The sequence below is a fragment of the Flavobacterium sp. genome (assembly GCF_036782315.1).
Lineage (GTDB): Bacteria > Bacteroidota > Bacteroidia > Flavobacteriales > Flavobacteriaceae > Flavobacterium.
Genome location: NZ_DAIPZK010000002.1, coordinates 1 through 15,496 on the forward strand (window position 1 = coordinate 1; position 15,496 = coordinate 15,496).

General features: G+C 33.9%; 12 protein-coding genes. 4 read left to right on the top strand and 8 right to left on the bottom strand.

Annotation, left to right across the window (positions count from 1 at the left end):
• Nucleotides 1–164 precede the first annotated feature (164 nt).
• Together V7P59_RS01840 and V7P59_RS01845 are read right to left on the bottom strand one after the other, a co-directional pair.
• A complete protein-coding gene (locus tag V7P59_RS01840) occupies nucleotides 165–3,182 on the bottom strand; it encodes a gliding motility-associated C-terminal domain-containing protein (RefSeq protein WP_333808113.1) in 3,018 nt (1,005 codons plus the stop codon).
• A 7-nt stretch (nucleotides 3,183–3,189) separates the two neighbouring features.
• Nucleotides 3,190–3,603, bottom strand: a complete 414-nt coding sequence (locus tag V7P59_RS01845) for a hypothetical protein (RefSeq protein WP_333808115.1) — start codon at nucleotides 3,601–3,603, stop codon at nucleotides 3,190–3,192.
• A 157-nt stretch (nucleotides 3,604–3,760) separates the two neighbouring features.
• On the opposite strand from V7P59_RS01845, the gene folE reads away from it, so the two are divergent.
• The 4 genes from folE (at nucleotide 3,761) to lgt (ending at nucleotide 7,669) form a co-directional block, all read left to right on the top strand.
• Nucleotides 3,761–4,432, top strand: a complete 672-nt coding sequence (gene folE / locus V7P59_RS01850; RefSeq protein WP_333808117.1) for a GTP cyclohydrolase I FolE — start codon at nucleotides 3,761–3,763, stop codon at nucleotides 4,430–4,432.
• Between the two features lie 347 nt (nucleotides 4,433–4,779).
• Nucleotides 4,780–6,264 (top strand): cysteine--tRNA ligase, encoded by a 1,485-nt coding sequence (gene cysS, locus V7P59_RS01855; RefSeq protein WP_333808119.1) that lies wholly within the window; start codon nucleotides 4,780–4,782, stop codon nucleotides 6,262–6,264.
• Between the two features lie 46 nt (nucleotides 6,265–6,310).
• Complete coding sequence (gene yidD, locus V7P59_RS01860; RefSeq protein ID WP_333808121.1) at nucleotides 6,311–6,568, top strand: membrane protein insertion efficiency factor YidD; 258 nt, start codon at nucleotides 6,311–6,313, stop codon at nucleotides 6,566–6,568.
• Between the two features lie 168 nt (nucleotides 6,569–6,736).
• Entirely contained in the window at nucleotides 6,737–7,669 is a 933-nt protein-coding gene (lgt, locus tag V7P59_RS01865; RefSeq protein ID WP_333808123.1) for a prolipoprotein diacylglyceryl transferase, read from the top strand.
• A 46-nt stretch (nucleotides 7,670–7,715) separates the two neighbouring features.
• Here the strand turns inward: lgt and V7P59_RS01870 are convergent, their stop codons facing one another.
• The 6 genes from V7P59_RS01870 to gyrB form a co-directional block, all read right to left on the bottom strand.
• Nucleotides 7,716–7,967, bottom strand: a complete 252-nt coding sequence (locus tag V7P59_RS01870; RefSeq protein ID WP_333808125.1) for a hypothetical protein — start codon at nucleotides 7,965–7,967, stop codon at nucleotides 7,716–7,718.
• Nucleotides 7,936–8,175 (bottom strand): hypothetical protein, encoded by a 240-nt coding sequence (locus V7P59_RS01875; protein ID WP_333808126.1) that lies wholly within the window; start codon nucleotides 8,173–8,175, stop codon nucleotides 7,936–7,938. The genes V7P59_RS01870 and V7P59_RS01875 overlap by 32 nt, the downstream gene beginning before the upstream one ends.
• Before the next feature lie 80 nt (nucleotides 8,176–8,255).
• Nucleotides 8,256–11,183, bottom strand: coding sequence for a protein translocase subunit SecDF (gene secDF / locus V7P59_RS01880; protein WP_333808128.1), 2,928 nt, complete (start codon nucleotides 11,181–11,183; stop codon nucleotides 8,256–8,258).
• 301 nt (nucleotides 11,184–11,484) lie between these two features.
• Nucleotides 11,485–12,417: a malate dehydrogenase gene (mdh, locus tag V7P59_RS01885; RefSeq protein ID WP_333808130.1), complete on the bottom strand. Its 933-nt coding sequence runs from the start codon at nucleotides 12,415–12,417 to the stop codon at nucleotides 11,485–11,487.
• Between the two features lie 27 nt (nucleotides 12,418–12,444).
• Nucleotides 12,445–13,452, bottom strand: a complete 1,008-nt coding sequence (locus V7P59_RS01890; RefSeq protein WP_333808131.1) for a DUF6588 family protein — start codon at nucleotides 13,450–13,452, stop codon at nucleotides 12,445–12,447.
• A complete protein-coding gene (gyrB, locus tag V7P59_RS01895; protein WP_333808133.1) occupies nucleotides 13,445–15,385 on the bottom strand; it encodes a DNA topoisomerase (ATP-hydrolyzing) subunit B in 1,941 nt (646 codons plus the stop codon). The genes V7P59_RS01890 and gyrB overlap by 8 nt, the downstream gene beginning before the upstream one ends.
• Between the last annotated feature and the right edge of the window lie 111 nt (nucleotides 15,386–15,496).

The window sequence follows — 15,496 nt, forward strand, 5'->3', positions numbered from 1 at the left end:
ATTCATAACACTCATGTTATACATATATTGCGTATAATGTGGATCTTGCTGGGCATGTAAATCAACCGAAAAGGCTATTGCTCCTAAAGCTACTAAAAATAGTTTCTTCATTATATTTATTTTTTAAAACAAGCTAGGCTTATTAACTCTTTATTTTACTTTTATTAATGTTCTCTATTAATGTAAATCCAACCCGTTTTGGTTTCTAAGTCAGTGAAATCAATTACATAATAATAGGTTCCGTCTGGCAATTCATTTCCACTATCAGACTGACCACGCCACTCATTTTCATAGTTAGATTTAGAATATACTTTGGTTCCGTATCTATTAAAAATTTCAACTTTTTTAATGTTGTAATTTGATAAGTCCCAAGTATCATTTTTTCCATCACCATTTGGAGAAATTCCTTTAGGAATAGAGCAAAGTTGAACATTTACATTAGCAGTATCAGAAAGAGCTAATGAACAATTTCCATTACTTATATTAGTCAATTCAATTGAAACAGTAGAGTTTGAACTTACTGATTGTACACTTGCTAAACCTTGTGCATTTAATGTTACCGTTTGAACACTTCCTCCATTAATAGTATAAGATACAACATTATTAGCAGCTCCATTAATTTGGAAAATTGCTGTTTCACCAGAACAAATAGGAGAATTAGCAACTGATAAAGTTGGTGCGACTGGACTAGTCAATACATTAGAATTAGAGAAAGAAGCTGATGCAACAGATGTACATGTACCATTAAAAGAAGTTACAGTGTAAGAGGTACCTATTGTCATACCCGAAATTACACCACCTGCACCAACCGTTGGTCCAGCTGGATTAAAAGTATAAGTGTAAGTTCCATTATAATTAGATATTGTAGAACTTCCAGCCACAAGACAAGTAGGAGCTACAGAAGTAATAGTTGGTGTAGCAGGTACAGCTAACATTGCATTAATGGTAAATGAACTTGAATTTGCAGAAGCACAACTTCCATTACTTGCAGCCACAACATAATTTACTCCCACTGTCATACCTGAAACAACACCACTAGTATTAACTGTTGGACCCGAAGGAGTAAACACATAAGTTAAACCAGCAACGTAATTAGATATAGTTGCCACACCATTTGAAGAACATGTAGGTGAAGCAATAGAAACTGTTGGAACAGCAGGAAGTGATAAAACTGCAGCGTTACTGAAACTAGCAGAAGATGCAGAAGAACATGTCCCATTATTTGAAACTACTGTATAATTAGTGCCTGTAATCATTCCTGTAATTGCACCACCTGCACCAACAGAAGGTCCAGCTGGAGTAAAAGTATATACTAAACTTGCATTATAATTAGAAATAGTACTCGATCCATCTACTGAACATGTAGGTCCTACAGTGGTAATGGTTGGAGTTGCTGGAGTTGGCAACATTGCATTTATACTAAATGTAGCAGAAGCAGTTGAAGAACAATTACCATTAGATGCTACAACCGTATAGCTAGTTCCAACTGTCATTCCTGAAATAACTCCTGAGCTATTAACAGTAGGTCCTGTAGGTGTAAAAACATACGATAAGCCAGCATTGTAGTTTGTAATTGTAGCCACCCCGTTAGAAGTACATGTTTCTGCAGAAACTGAAACCGTAGGAGTAGTTGGCGTAACCAACATTACGTTATTAACAAAACTTGACGATGAAGCTGAAGAACAAGTTCCATTAGTTGCAACTACGGTATAGCTTGTTCCAACTACCATTCCGGAAATTTCACCACCTGAGATCACTCCTGGTCCTGATGGGGTAAATACATAAGTAACTCCACTATTATAATTTGAAATTACACTTGAACCATCAGCAGAACAAGTTGGTGCAATTGAAGCAATTGTTGGAACTGCAGGAACTGCAACCACATTAATAGTACCTACTTGATTTGCATTCACGGTACAACCCTCTGTTGTTACTGTGTAATTAAAACTTCCAGTTTGAGTAGGTGTACCACTAATTGTAAAAGTATTTGAAGCATAATTTGTGGTCAAACCTGTTGGTAAACCAGTAACTGTAACACCAGTTGCGCTTCCACTTGTTGTGTAAACTATATTTGTTATAGGTGAGCCTTGACAAATTATCTGATTATTTGTTCCTGAAGCAGAAGTAAGTGTTAATGAACAAGTAGGTGGTGTACAACTTACAATTATATCAATTGTATCAAAGTTACCACATGCTCCAACACTAATCTCAACTCCTATAGTAGTACTAGAATTAGTAGTGTAAGCTGAAGGATTTGTAATTACATTACCAAGACTATCATAGTATGTAAAAGTATAACTTGTAGGATCATAAGGTGCTACTAAAGCAGCCTGATATGATGTTAAATCGAAAACGGGATTACACTGACCAGCAGGGCTACTTATTGGACCTACGGGATTAAAGGGCACAGAAACTCCAAATTGCACTTCAACGTCATCAATTGCAATATCAGAACATCCTGGCCTAGTTACGCTAACTCTCCAAGTACCACTTTGATTAACTACAGTTGTATTTGTTGATGTTGTGTATTGAAAAACACCATTTCTAAACCAAGAATAAACTGGTGATCCTGGTACAGAAGGTGCTTGTAAGAAATTTGCTGTCAAAGTAACATTGGTTGCAGCACCACACAAGATTCTATCAGGGCCTAAATTAACACCACAAACAATACTACAACTTAAGGCTCCTGTACCCCCTGTTTGATTTAAGGTATATGTTCCTACCTGACCTGAGAAATTTGTTACTAATAACATGTAGTACTGACCAGCTACCGCATTTGGAATTGTAAAATTCTCAATAGCAGCGGTTGAATAACTACATGCTACAACATTATTTGCTCCCGTATAACCAGGAGAATACAATGCTAAATTGTTACAAATACCATTTAGAGAGTTAAAAGGACCCCATAAAATGAAATCAACATCAATTCCTGCTCCAGTACTAGTTCTAATTTGTGATAATTGAAAATTCATATTTCCAGAAGTACCAACTTGCATGTAAAACCACGCTGGATTAGGAGTACTCCCAAGACAGCCCAAGCTACCAAAACTTGCCACACCAGTAGTATTATTAAATGGCCCTTGATTACCTGAACACATTGCAGCTGCATTGGCACAAGTAGAAGATTGACCAAAAGAATAACCAAAACTTAATATAAAGATTATTTTTAATAGTAATTTCATGATTCCACTATTTTAGAAATGAGAAGTAAGACCAATTAGAAACTTTTGTTTCGTTATTTTCTGTAACAACTAATCTCCATTTGAAACATTTTGCTCCAACTTGAACGTGAATTAAATCACGAGTACCTTTAGTTGTAAAGTTTTCTTTGTTTAAAACCTTAATAGTTTCTTTAAAATCAGATGCATTTTCACCATTGAAGCAATCATATATGGTAACCACTTCAATAGAAACATTTTTTTTATTTAAATTAAGAGTTGAAAAATCCCAAGTGATTTTGGCATTATTAATAAAACTTAATTTGGAATCTTGAACACTCTCAACCTTGATTCCTTTTAAAATAGGGGATTTGTCATCTATTTTGGACTGTGAAAATCCAAAATGGAACAAAAACATAATACTTAAAAGTAAAAATTTTTTCATTTTTATAGTTTGATAATTAATTAATAGAATCACAAATTTAACAAAAATTTAAAGCTGTGCACTTTTTTTTTAATAATTAACATTTACAAATTATTTTTAAAGTTTATTATTTATCTTTGCATCACTTTTAAAATTGCTATCAAAACTAATTAGTAAAATGACACAAAACGAGGATTTTCAGGACGAAATAGGAAACGATCATATTGCAACAAGTGCACAAACTCCATTGAGAGAAGATGCGTTTGCTATTTCTGATGATGAAAAAATTGAATTGATTAAAAAAGATGTTGAACATATATTAAACACTTTAGGTTTAGATTTAACCGATGACAGTTTGAAAGGTACCCCTAATCGTGTTGCTAAAATGTTTGTTAAAGAAATATTTGGAGGTTTAAATCCAAATAAAAAACCTGGTTCGTCTACTTTTGATAATAAATATAAGTATGGCGAAATGTTAGTTGAAAAAAACATTGTAGTGTATTCAACTTGTGAGCATCATTTATTACCTATTGTAGGTCGCGCTCATGTGGCTTATATTTCTAATGGGACAGTTGTAGGTTTATCTAAAATGAACCGAATTGTAGATTACTATGCAAAACGTCCTCAAGTACAAGAGCGTTTGAATATTCAAATTGTTCAAGAACTTCAAAAAGTTTTAGGAACTGAAGATGTAGCTTGTGTGATTGATGCAAAACACTTATGTGTAAACTCTAGAGGAATTCGCGATATTGAAAGTAGTACAGTTACTGCTGAATTTGGTGGAAAATTCAAAGAAGATAAAGTAAGAAGAGAGTTTTTGGATTATATTAAATTGGATACGCAGTTTTAGGCTGGATGTTGGATGCTGGAAGATGGAAGTTTTGGATAAACTTTGTTTAGAGATTGCCTAGGATTAGGAGATTCCTTGCAAGCTCGGAATGACAATCCCGAAGCTTCGGGACAGAAAACTTGAAACCTGAAACTTAAAACAATACAATAATCGACAACTGAAAACTGAGACTGTCAACTCAAAACTAAAAATAGCCCTGATAGTAATGAAAAGCCCACAGCAATAAAAATATAGTTTTTGTTGTTTTAAAAATGCGACCCAAGAAGCACTTTTTAAAACTTATAAAAACAGATTTTTTTGCGAGGACTTGTAATGAATAACAGGAATAGCTTCAAAAAAATAGCATAATGGAATTATACAAAAATCAAACGTTAAAAATATACAACACGCTTTCGGGTGAGAAAGAAACCTTTACTCCTATTCATGAGGGAAATATTGGAATGTATGTTTGCGGACCAACGGTTTACAGCAATGTGCACTTAGGAAACGTACGTACGTTTATGAGTTTTGATGTGATTTTTCGTTATTTACAACATTTAGATTATAAAGTAAGATACGTTAGAAACATTACCGATGCAGGACACTTAACCGATGATGGTGATGTGGATAACGACCGTTTTGTGAAACAATCGCGCTTGGAGAAATTAGAACCTATGGAAATCGTACAAAAATATACGGTGGATTTTCATAAGGTTTTGGATACGTTTAATTTTCTTCCGCCTACGATTGAACCAACAGCAACGGGACATATTTTAGAGCAAATTGAATTAACTCAAAAATTGATTGATACTGGATTTGCATACGAAAGCAACGGTTCGGTTTATTTTGACGTATTTGCTTACAACCAAAAAGGGATGAATTATGGCGAATTGAGTAACCGTAACATCGAAGAACTTTTTGCCAATACGCGCGACTTAGACGGCCAAAACGAAAAGAAAAATCCGCAAGATTTTGCCCTGTGGAAAAATGCATCTCCAGCACACATTATGCGTTGGAACTCCCCTTGGGGTGAAGGTTTTCCAGGTTGGCATTTAGAGTGTACAGCAATGAGCACGAAATACTTAGGCGAAACATTTGATATTCATGGTGGTGGAATGGATTTGAAATTCCCGCATCATGAGTGTGAAGTAGCGCAAGGAAAAGCTTGTAACGGACATTCACCAGTGAATTTTTGGATGCATACCAATATGCTAACCATGAATGGTTTGCGCATGAGTAAATCGACAGGAAACTATATTCTTCCAATGGAATTGGTTACAGGTGAAAACACGTTTTTTGAGAAACCATTCCAACCGAATATTGTACGTTTTTGTTTCTTACAAGCGCATTACAGAAGTGTTTTAGATATTTCGAACGATGCGATGTTAGCAAGTGAAAAAGGCTATTCTCGTTTAATGGAATCGTACAAATTAATTCCGATGTTGAAAGCTAGTACTATTTCTACTTTAGATATTGCAAGTTGGAAACAAAGTTGTTATGATGCGATGAACGACGATTTTAACACGCCTATTTTAATTGCACAATTATTTGAAGGTGCGCGTTTCATCAATTTGGTTAACGACGGAAAAGAATCGTTAACTGCGGAAGACATTCGACTTTTAGAAAAAACGATTTCAAGTTTCTTGTTTGATGTATTAGGAATTAGTAATGAAGGGTCAGGAAATTCAAATACCACTGAAAAATTAAGTGGTGTTGTTGAAATGTTAATTGGCATGCGAAACGAAGCAAGAGCGAACAAAAACTTTGCTTTATCGGATCAAATTCGTGACCAATTGTTAGCGTTAGGTATTCAATTAAAAGACGGAAAAGAAGGAACTAGTTTTACCTTTTAACAATACAAAGAATCTCAATTGAGGTTCTTTTTTTTAATCATTTTTTATGTGTAGCCAACATCAATCGAAATATCCGAAAACTCTAAAACAATGGTTTGTTTATCCATTTGTTTTATTGGTTCGATTTTATCAGGTTGGGATTTCACCTTTTACACCGGCTACTTGCCGTTTTGAACCTACGTGTTCTACTTATACCACTCAGGCGCTGCAGAAACATGGTTTGTTTAAAGGCGGTTGGTTGGCTTTGAAACGTATTTTTAGTTGTCATCCTTGGGGAAGAAGTGGGTATGATCCTGTGCCTTGATTCCTTCAATCTGTGTTCCTGATTATTTGCTTCAGCTTTCAAGTTTGACGTTGAATTTTGTCCCGAAGCTTCGGGATTGATATTGTTTTTGAAAAATTTCTTATCGGAATTTTAACAAGTTTCCCAATAATAATATTTATTTTTACACTTTAATCAGAAACAAAAATTATGATTCACGCACTCAATATGGTTTGGAATCCTTCAGAAGGAATTGATTTAGGATTTTTCATGTTACGTTTTTATAGCCTTTCTTGGGTATTGGCTTTTGGATTAGGTTGGTACGTTATGAAACCTATTTTCGTAAGAGAAAACGAATCAATCGAATCTTTAGATAAATTATTTGTATACACTTTGGTAGCAACAATGCTTGGCGCAAGATTAGGACATGTTTTATTTTATCAATCTGAATTATTTCACGAAGACCCATTAAGTATTTTATTGCCAATTAGTACAAAACCAACTTTACATTTTACAGGCTTTGCTGGATTAGCAAGTCATGGAGCAGCAATTGGAATCATCATCACCATGTTTTACATCCAAAGAAGAGTTATCAAACGTTCGTTTTTATGGATTTTAGACCGAATTGTAATTCCTGTTTCTTTAGGTGCGATTTTTATTCGTTTAGGGAATTTCTTTAACTCTGAAATCGTAGGAACTGAAACTACATCTGCTTTTGGAATTAAATTTTTAAGAGACAAATACAGTCCGAATGATGCGATGCAATTAACACAAATAGGAGATAAAAATGAAGCTTATCAAGCGATTGCTACAAACCCACAATTTGCAGAATATTTAGCTGCTGTAACACCAAAACATCCAGCGCAATTGTACGAAGCCATTTGTTATGTTTTTGTTTTTGCTATTTTAATGTTTTTATATTGGAAAACCGAAGCAAGAAACAAAGCGGGTTACTTATTTGGGTTGTTCTTAATCTTACTTTGGTCGATTCGTTTTGTGGTAGAATTTGTTAAGGAAAGTCAAGGCGGTTTTGAGCAATATACCCTATTTAATGCACTTTCAACAGGGCAATGGTTGAGTATTCCGTTTATTCTTATTGGATTTTACTTTGTATGGAAAGCGAAAGTGGTTAAAGAGGCTTAATTAGATTTATATATATCTAAAGCGGTTAGAAATTCTAACCGCTTTTTTATTTTTGTTTTTCAAAAACAATTCCTACTCCTAGAATATTTGGCAAATAAGGTCCCGCAAAATTGCTTTTAACTGCGACTTTATATTTTCCTTTTTCTAGCTTTTCAAATGTTTTTACGGTTTGAAAAAGATCGCAAATATCACCCGAACAATCACCAATATCTTTTCCAGATTCATCAGTAAATTTCATTGTTACAGATAGCTTTTCCGAATTACCATCAGGAGTTGTAATTTCGACTTCTAAAGGCACTTCGTTGAATTGAAAACCCCGAGTGTCCCAAGTGAAGTTTCAACTCACAAACGTCTTCAGATTGCTTGTTTTCGAACTCAAATGATTTCACATCGCTAGCTTCCCAACGATTATCTGAAAAATCACGATTGAACTCATCGTATAATGCATTCATATTACAAGAAGTTAGAGCCAACACAAGAGCAATTAAAATCAGTTTAGCTTTCATAAGTTATCATTTTAGAAATATAAATATAAAAAAAGTCCTGACATAAATCAGGACTTTCTTATATCATGTAAACTAATTGATTAGTCTTCTTTTTTGAATTCAGCCATTTTACGACCTTCTTTTTCACCAATTGCATCAGCCATAACCGGAGTTGCCACAAATAATGAAGAATAAGTTCCTACTAAAATACCTACTAAAATAGCAAATACGAATCCTCTAATAGTTTCTCCACCAAAGATGAAGATAGCAATTAACACAACCAATGTTGTTGCAGAAGTATTAATCGTTCTACTTAAAGTAGTATTTAATGCTTTATTTACTAATCCTTTGAAATCTGGTGATGAGTTATAATCTAAGTATTCACGAACTCTATCGAAAACAATTACGGTATCATTCAACGAGTATCCAATTACAGTTAAGATTGCAGCAATAAATGCTTGGTCAATTTCCATATTGAATGGTAAGAATGAATATCCGAAAGAGAAAATTCCTAATACAATAATTACGTCATGAGCAACCGCTGCCACAGCACCAAAACCAAACTGCCATCTACGGAAACTAATCATTAAATAAACAAACACCACAAATAATGATCCTAAAACAGCCCATAAAGAGTTTGTTTTAATATCTTTTGAAATCGTTCCTGTTACTTTTGCAGATGATAAAATACCAATTTGTTTTCCTTCATATAAGTTAGCAAACTTGTCATAAGATAAATCAGCAGGTAAATATTTCTTTAAACCTTCATATAACTTTTGGTTTACTTCTTTATCTACTCCTTCAGCTTCGTCTTCAATTTTATATTTAGTAGTAATTTTTAACTGATTATTATTACCATAAATTTTAGCTTCAGCGCTACCAAAAACAGCTACTAAATCTTTTGTAACTTCTGGAGCAGAAACCGCTTTATCAAAACGTACTTGGTAAGTTCTACCTCCAACGAAGTCAACACCTTGGTTCAATCCTTTTGTTACTAATGAGAAAATACTCAATACTATTAAAAGACCTGAAACTACATAAGCTATTTTCTTTTTACCTAAGAAATCGATGTTTAAGTTTTTGAACCAGTTTTTAGTTAATGATGTTGAATAAGCTAATTTTTCATTTTTACTTAAACTCCAATCTAAGAACATTCTTGTTACAAAAACTGCTGTAATTACAGAAGTAAAAATACCAATTAATAATGTTGTTGCAAAACCTTGAATTGGTCCAGTTCCAAACACTAATAAAATGATTGCAGTAATTGCTGTAGTAACGTTAGCATCAATAATTGATGACATTGCCCCTTTCCAAGTAAATGCATAATCAGTAGCTTCTTGTACTGATTTACCATTATCTAACTCTTCTTTTGCTCTTTCAAAAATAATTACGTTAGCATCTACCGCCATACCAATTGTTAATACGATACCTGCGATACCTGGTAATGTTAATACAGCACCAAAACTTGCTAAAGTTCCAAAAATAAACAAGATGTTTACTAATAACGCTAAATTAGCATAGAAACCAGTTTTACCATAGTAAACTACCATCCATAATAATACTAAAGAGAATCCGATAATGAACGATAACATACCATTATCAATTGCTTCTTGACCTAATGATGGTCCTACTACTTCCGACTGAACAATTTCAGCAGCAGCGGGTAATTTACCTGCTCTTAAAATGTTTGCTAAGTCTTTAGTTTCTTCAATTGTAAAGTTTCCAGAAATTTCTGATCTTCCACCTGTAATTGCTCCTCTACTTACACCTGGTGCAGAGTAAACGATATTGTCTAATACAATTGCAATTGCGTTTCCTTGTTGAGAAACAGCTCCTGTAATTTGTTCCCATTTTCTTGCTCCATTACCGTTCATTTGCATTGAAACAGCTGGTTTACCTAACTGATCAAAAGTATCTGTTGCATCAACAATTACACCTCCACTTAAAGGTGCTACATTGTCTCTTGTTCCTTTTAATGCATATAAATCTGTAATATCTGGGTTTTTCTCATTGGTTTTACCCCAAGCAAATCTAATGTTAGTTAAATTAGCAGGTAATAAAGCTTTGATATCAGCTCTTTTTAAGTATCCGTTAATAACAGCAGTATCTTTAGTAGCAAATGTTCCAATGTGTGGAGCACCTTGCTGACCTGGCGCTAACATTTTACCTAAAAAAGGACTGTTTTTTGATGCAGTTGTATCTGCTTTGTCTGTTAACAAAGAATCAATTGAATTTGTTTTTGCAGGAGCAACTTTAGCAGCAACTTCTGTTTTCTTTAATGCATCTTCAACAGACATTAAATATTGTCCAACTTCTTCAATTTTATAAGTTTCCCAAAACTCTAACTGAGCTGTACTTTGTAGTAATTTTTTAATACGATCAACATCTTTAGCACCTGGTAATTCTACTAAAATTCTTCCAGAATTTCCTAGTAATTGAATATTAGGTTGCGTAACTCCAAACTTATCAATACGCTCTCTTAATACTTTGAAAGCACTTTCTACTGATTCTTGAACTTTTTTCTTGATAATTGGCTCAACTTGTTTGTTGGTCATATCAAATTTGATAACCTCATCTAAGTTTCTGTTTCCAAAAACATCTGCATCAGCTAATTTTAAATTTGCAGCATTAGCAGCTTCAAAAAAAGCATCAATGAAATCTTGATTTCCTTTTTGATTTGTTTTTGCATCAGCAAGCGCTTTGTTGAAAGCTGGGTTTTTAGAATTATTAGCCAATCCTTTTAAAACATCTTTAACTGAAATTTGAAGAATTACGTTTAATCCTCCCTCTAAGTCAAGACCTTTGTTGATTTGTTGTTCTCTAACTTTGTTATAAGTAAATCCAAATATTGGATAAACTTCTTCTTTCCCGATAGAATCTAAATAACGTAGTTCTTTAGCGGTATCACCTTTTGCAAAAGCTTTTGCATCAGAAACTACACTATTCGCTACGAATGTAAAAGAAAGCTGGTATGCACATACCAAAGCAAAGATAATTGCGAAAAATTTAATAAGTCCTCTATTCTGCATTATTCTAAAATTTATTTATTCTATTTTATAAAAACGGACAAATATATAATTTACAATAGGATTAAGCAATTTTATTTTGGATTAAAATAGCCTTTTTGTAGAAGTTTCATCAGAAAACCTTATTAAACACTAATAATGAATCACTTGTAAGTGCGTATTCCATTTCAAATTCTAATAATTAATTAGTAAAAAATCATAAAAACAGCCTTGAAAATCATCTTTAAACCATTTTTAAAAAATAGCAATAACAAAAAAAAACTGCCAATTTCTTGACAGTTTTTTAATTTTATTTGGATTAAAATTATAACACCGATTTTAAATCAGCATTCATATTACGAACTGCATCTGCACTTTTTGCAAATAATGCTTTTTCAGCATCATTTAATTGTACATCAACAATTTTCTCAACACCATTTTTACCAATAATACACGGTACTCCCATACAAATATCTTCTTGCCCGTACTCACCTTCTAAGAATACTGAACAAGGAATCATACGTTTTTGATCGTTTAAGATACTATCTACTAAATAAGCAACAGAAGCTCCAGGTGCATACCAAGCAGAAGTTCCTAATAAACCAGTTAAAGTAGCACCACCTACCATAGTATCAGCAGCTACTTTATCTAACTCAGCTTGAGATAAGAAATTTGAAACTGGAACTCCGTTGTAAGATGCTAAACGCGTTAATGGAATCATAGTTGTATCACCGTGACCACCAATCACCATCCCTTGGACGTCATTAGCTGGTTTGTTTAATGCTTTTGATAAATAGTATTTGAAACGTGAACTATCTAAAGCACCACCCATTCCAATTACTCTATTTTTAGGTAATCCAGTTGCTTTTAAAGTTAAGTAAGTCATAGTATCCATTGGGTTAGATACTACTACAATAATTGCATTTGGAGAATGAGTTAATACATTATCTGCTACCGATTTAACAATACCTGCATTGATTCCGATTAATTCTTCACGAGTCATTCCTGGTTTTCTTGGAATACCTGATGTAATTACTACTACATCACTTCCAGCTGTTTTAGAATAATCTCCTGTTGTTCCGCTTAATTGTGTGTTGAATACAGTTGTTGTAGCACATTGCATGATATCCATCGCTTTACCTTCAGCAAAACCTTCTTTGATGTCTACTAATACTACTTCGCTTGCGATTCCTCTGTACGAAATAACATCTGCACATGTTGCACCTACGTTACCCGCACCAACTATTGTTACTTTCATTTTGTTGTGTATATTAAAATTGTTAAATTAAAATTGATATTGTACTCCAATATTTCCGTTGACAAATTTACCAAAAGCAATTGAACTTTGCAGATAAATTTTGCTTATTTGGTATCTACCTGAAATTTCTCCTAAGACATTGGTTTTATCTTTTGCAATTCGCTCTAAAAGTCCATTAATTACATTTTGAATTGGAATTACCTCTTCTATCGACCCTTTTTCGCCACTAACTACATATTCAAATGAACTGTGATTTACAATAAAATTCCCTATCAACTCAAAACGCTTGAATTCTTTTGAAGCACTAAGTTGAAAATGAAAGGTATCTACCAATCCATTCAAATTATTGATTCCTAAATTCCCGTAAGCTGTATTAATATCTAGAAAATCAAAACTGATATCTTCTTTAGAATAGATAGCAGCAGCTGAAAAATAAATATTTTTAGCTTCAACCTTTGGAAGATACTGACTAAAATTATGTTTTAAACCGAAACCATAGACTTGGTAATTACCTTTTTTCAATTTGGTTTTTGTAGAATATCGAGCGATAAATTCAAATCCGTAAGGCAATTCGATTCCACCTTGCAGATACGGATAAATTACCGTTTCTTGATTAATACCTTCAGGAGTTTTCAAACGAATTTGTTCCCCTCCTAATTCTCCAACCAAATACACTTGATTATCATTTCCTAGAGCCGTTGGTACAGTCGCAGAAGTTGCCCCTTCAATCTCAAAAAATTGAAAATCGGAATTTTGAATTTGAAACGTTCTATCCGCTTTTGGAACAAAAAAAACATTCGTATGTAAACCCAAATTCACATCCCATTTTTTTCGTTTCTTAGGCGACATCACCCAAGCCGCTGATGCTTGATAAACGGCTGCATCTGTAGCCGGAACTATGTATTGTTCGGAATACAAAAGGGCATCTGACAACAGATACCCTATTTGTTCAATTTCTTGAGGCGTTTGAGCCTTACTTTTTTGCGTAAAAAAGAAAGCTGCAACGAATCCTATTATAACAACTGATTTACGCATCAATTTTAGCGTAAGCAGCATTTTTCTCAATAAATTCTCTACGAGGTGGTACTTCATCACCCATTAACATAGAGAAAATTCTATCCGCTTCTGATAAGCTATCGATAGTTACTTGGCGTAACGTTCTGAAATCAGGATTCATGGTAGTTTCCCATAATTGCTCTGCGTTCATCTCTCCAAGACCTTTATAACGTTGAATTGCAGCACTTCCACCCATTCTTTCGTTAGCTAAATCACGTTGATCGTCACTCCAAGCGTATTCTTTTTTGTTTCCTTTCTTCACCATATATAAAGGTGGAGTTGCAATATAAACGTGTCCGTTTTCAATTAACTCTTTCATATATCTAAAGAAGAACGTTAAAATCAAAGTAGCAATGTGAGAACCATCAACATCGGCATCACACATGATAACTACTTTATGATATCTTAATTTTGATAAATTTAAAGCTTTACTATCTTCTTCTGTTCCAACTGTTACTCCTAAAGCGGTGAAAATATTACGAATCTCTTCATTTTCAAATACTTTATGTTGCATCGCTTTTTCTACATTCAAAATCTTACCACGTAATGGTAAAATTGCTTGAAACGCTCTATCACGCCCTTGTTTTGCAGTTCCACCTGCCGAATCTCCCTCGACAAGGAAAATCTCACATCTTGCTGGATCTTGTTCCGAACAATCCGATAATTTACCAGGTAAACCTCCACCGCCCATAACGGTTTTACGTTGTACCATTTCACGCGCTTTCTTAGCCGCATGACGAGCTTGAGCTGCCAAAATTACTTTTTGAACAATGATTTTTGCGTCGTTTGGATTTTCTTCCAAATAATTTTCAAGCATTTCAGCTACCGCTTGTGAAACCGGAGAAACTACTTCTCTATTTCCCAATTTGGTTTTTGTTTGACCTTCGAATTGAGGCTCTGCTACTTTTACCGAAATAATCGCAGTTAAACCTTCACGGAAATCGTCACCCGAAATTTCGAATTTCAATTTATCTAACAATCCAGAAGCATCGGCATATTTTTTCAACGTACGAGTTAATCCCATACGGAAACCTTGCAAGTGTGTTCCTCCTTCGTGCGTATTGATATTATTTACATACGAGAAAATGTTCTCTGTATAACTTTCGTTATAAATCAAAGCTACCTCAACTGGAATTTCGCCTTTGTCGTTTTCCATTGAAATTACGTGACCAATAATTGGCACACGATTTCCATCTAAAAACTTAACGAATTCTTTTAAACCTTCTTTTGAATGAAAAGTTTCAGTTCTTGGTTGTCCTTTATCATCTATATCACGTTTATCTGTTAGCGTGATAGTAATTCCTTTATTTAAGAAAGAAAGTTCACGTAAACGAGCTGCTAATGTATCGTAAGAATACTCTAAAGTTTGTGTAAAGATAGTTCCATCAGGTTTGAAAGTAACGATTGTTCCTCTCTTATCTGTAGTACCAATTTGCTTCACTGGGTAAAGCGCTTTTCCTCTTTCGTATTCTTGTTCGTAGATTTTACCTTCTCTGTGAACCGTAGCTCTTAAATGGTCAGAAAGTGCGTTAACACACGATACCCCAACCCCGTGAAGACCTCCAGAAACTTTATAAGAATCTTTATCAAACTTACCTCCTGCTCCAATTTTAGTCATTACAACCTCAAGAGCCGAGACACCTTCTTTTTTGTGAATATCTACTGGAATTCCACGCCCGTTATCTTCAACAGAAATAGAATTATCCTCATTAATAGCGACATAAATAGTATCACAATGTCCGGCTAAAGCCTCATCAATTGAGTTATCTACAACTTCATAAACTAAATGATGTAATCCACGAACTCCAGTATCTCCAATATACATGGAAGGACGCATTCTTACGTGCTCCATTCCCTCTAACGCCTGAATACTGTCGGCCGAATAACTACCTTTTTTATTTTCTTCACTCATAATATTTGTGCTAAATAAAGTATTTTTACATCAACAAATATATATAATTAGATAAAAAGAATAAATAAAAACCACTGCAACTATTGGTTAAGTTATTAACATTTGTTAATT

Coding starts and splice junctions, on each gene's coding strand:
- secDF (WP_333808128.1), bottom strand. CDS start 11,183: ATGCAGAATAGAGGACTTATTAAATTTTTCGCAATTATCTTTGCTTTG.
- gyrB (WP_333808133.1), bottom strand. CDS start 15,385: ATGAGTGAAGAAAATAAAAAAGGTAGTTATTCGGCCGACAGTATTCAG.
- V7P59_RS01875 (WP_333808126.1), bottom strand. CDS start 8,175: ATGAAAGCTAAACTGATTTTAATTGCTCTTGTGTTGGCTCTAACTTCT.
- V7P59_RS01840 (WP_333808113.1), bottom strand. CDS start 3,182: ATGAAATTACTATTAAAAATAATCTTTATATTAAGTTTTGGTTATTCT.
- lgt (WP_333808123.1), top strand. CDS start 6,737: ATGATTCACGCACTCAATATGGTTTGGAATCCTTCAGAAGGAATTGAT.
- V7P59_RS01890 (WP_333808131.1), bottom strand. CDS start 13,452: ATGCGTAAATCAGTTGTTATAATAGGATTCGTTGCAGCTTTCTTTTTT.
- cysS (WP_333808119.1), top strand. CDS start 4,780: ATGGAATTATACAAAAATCAAACGTTAAAAATATACAACACGCTTTCG.
- folE (WP_333808117.1), top strand. CDS start 3,761: ATGACACAAAACGAGGATTTTCAGGACGAAATAGGAAACGATCATATT.
- mdh (WP_333808130.1), bottom strand. CDS start 12,417: ATGAAAGTAACAATAGTTGGTGCGGGTAACGTAGGTGCAACATGTGCA.
- V7P59_RS01845 (WP_333808115.1), bottom strand. CDS start 3,603: ATGAAAAAATTTTTACTTTTAAGTATTATGTTTTTGTTCCATTTTGGA.
- yidD (WP_333808121.1), top strand. CDS start 6,311: ATGTGTAGCCAACATCAATCGAAATATCCGAAAACTCTAAAACAATGG.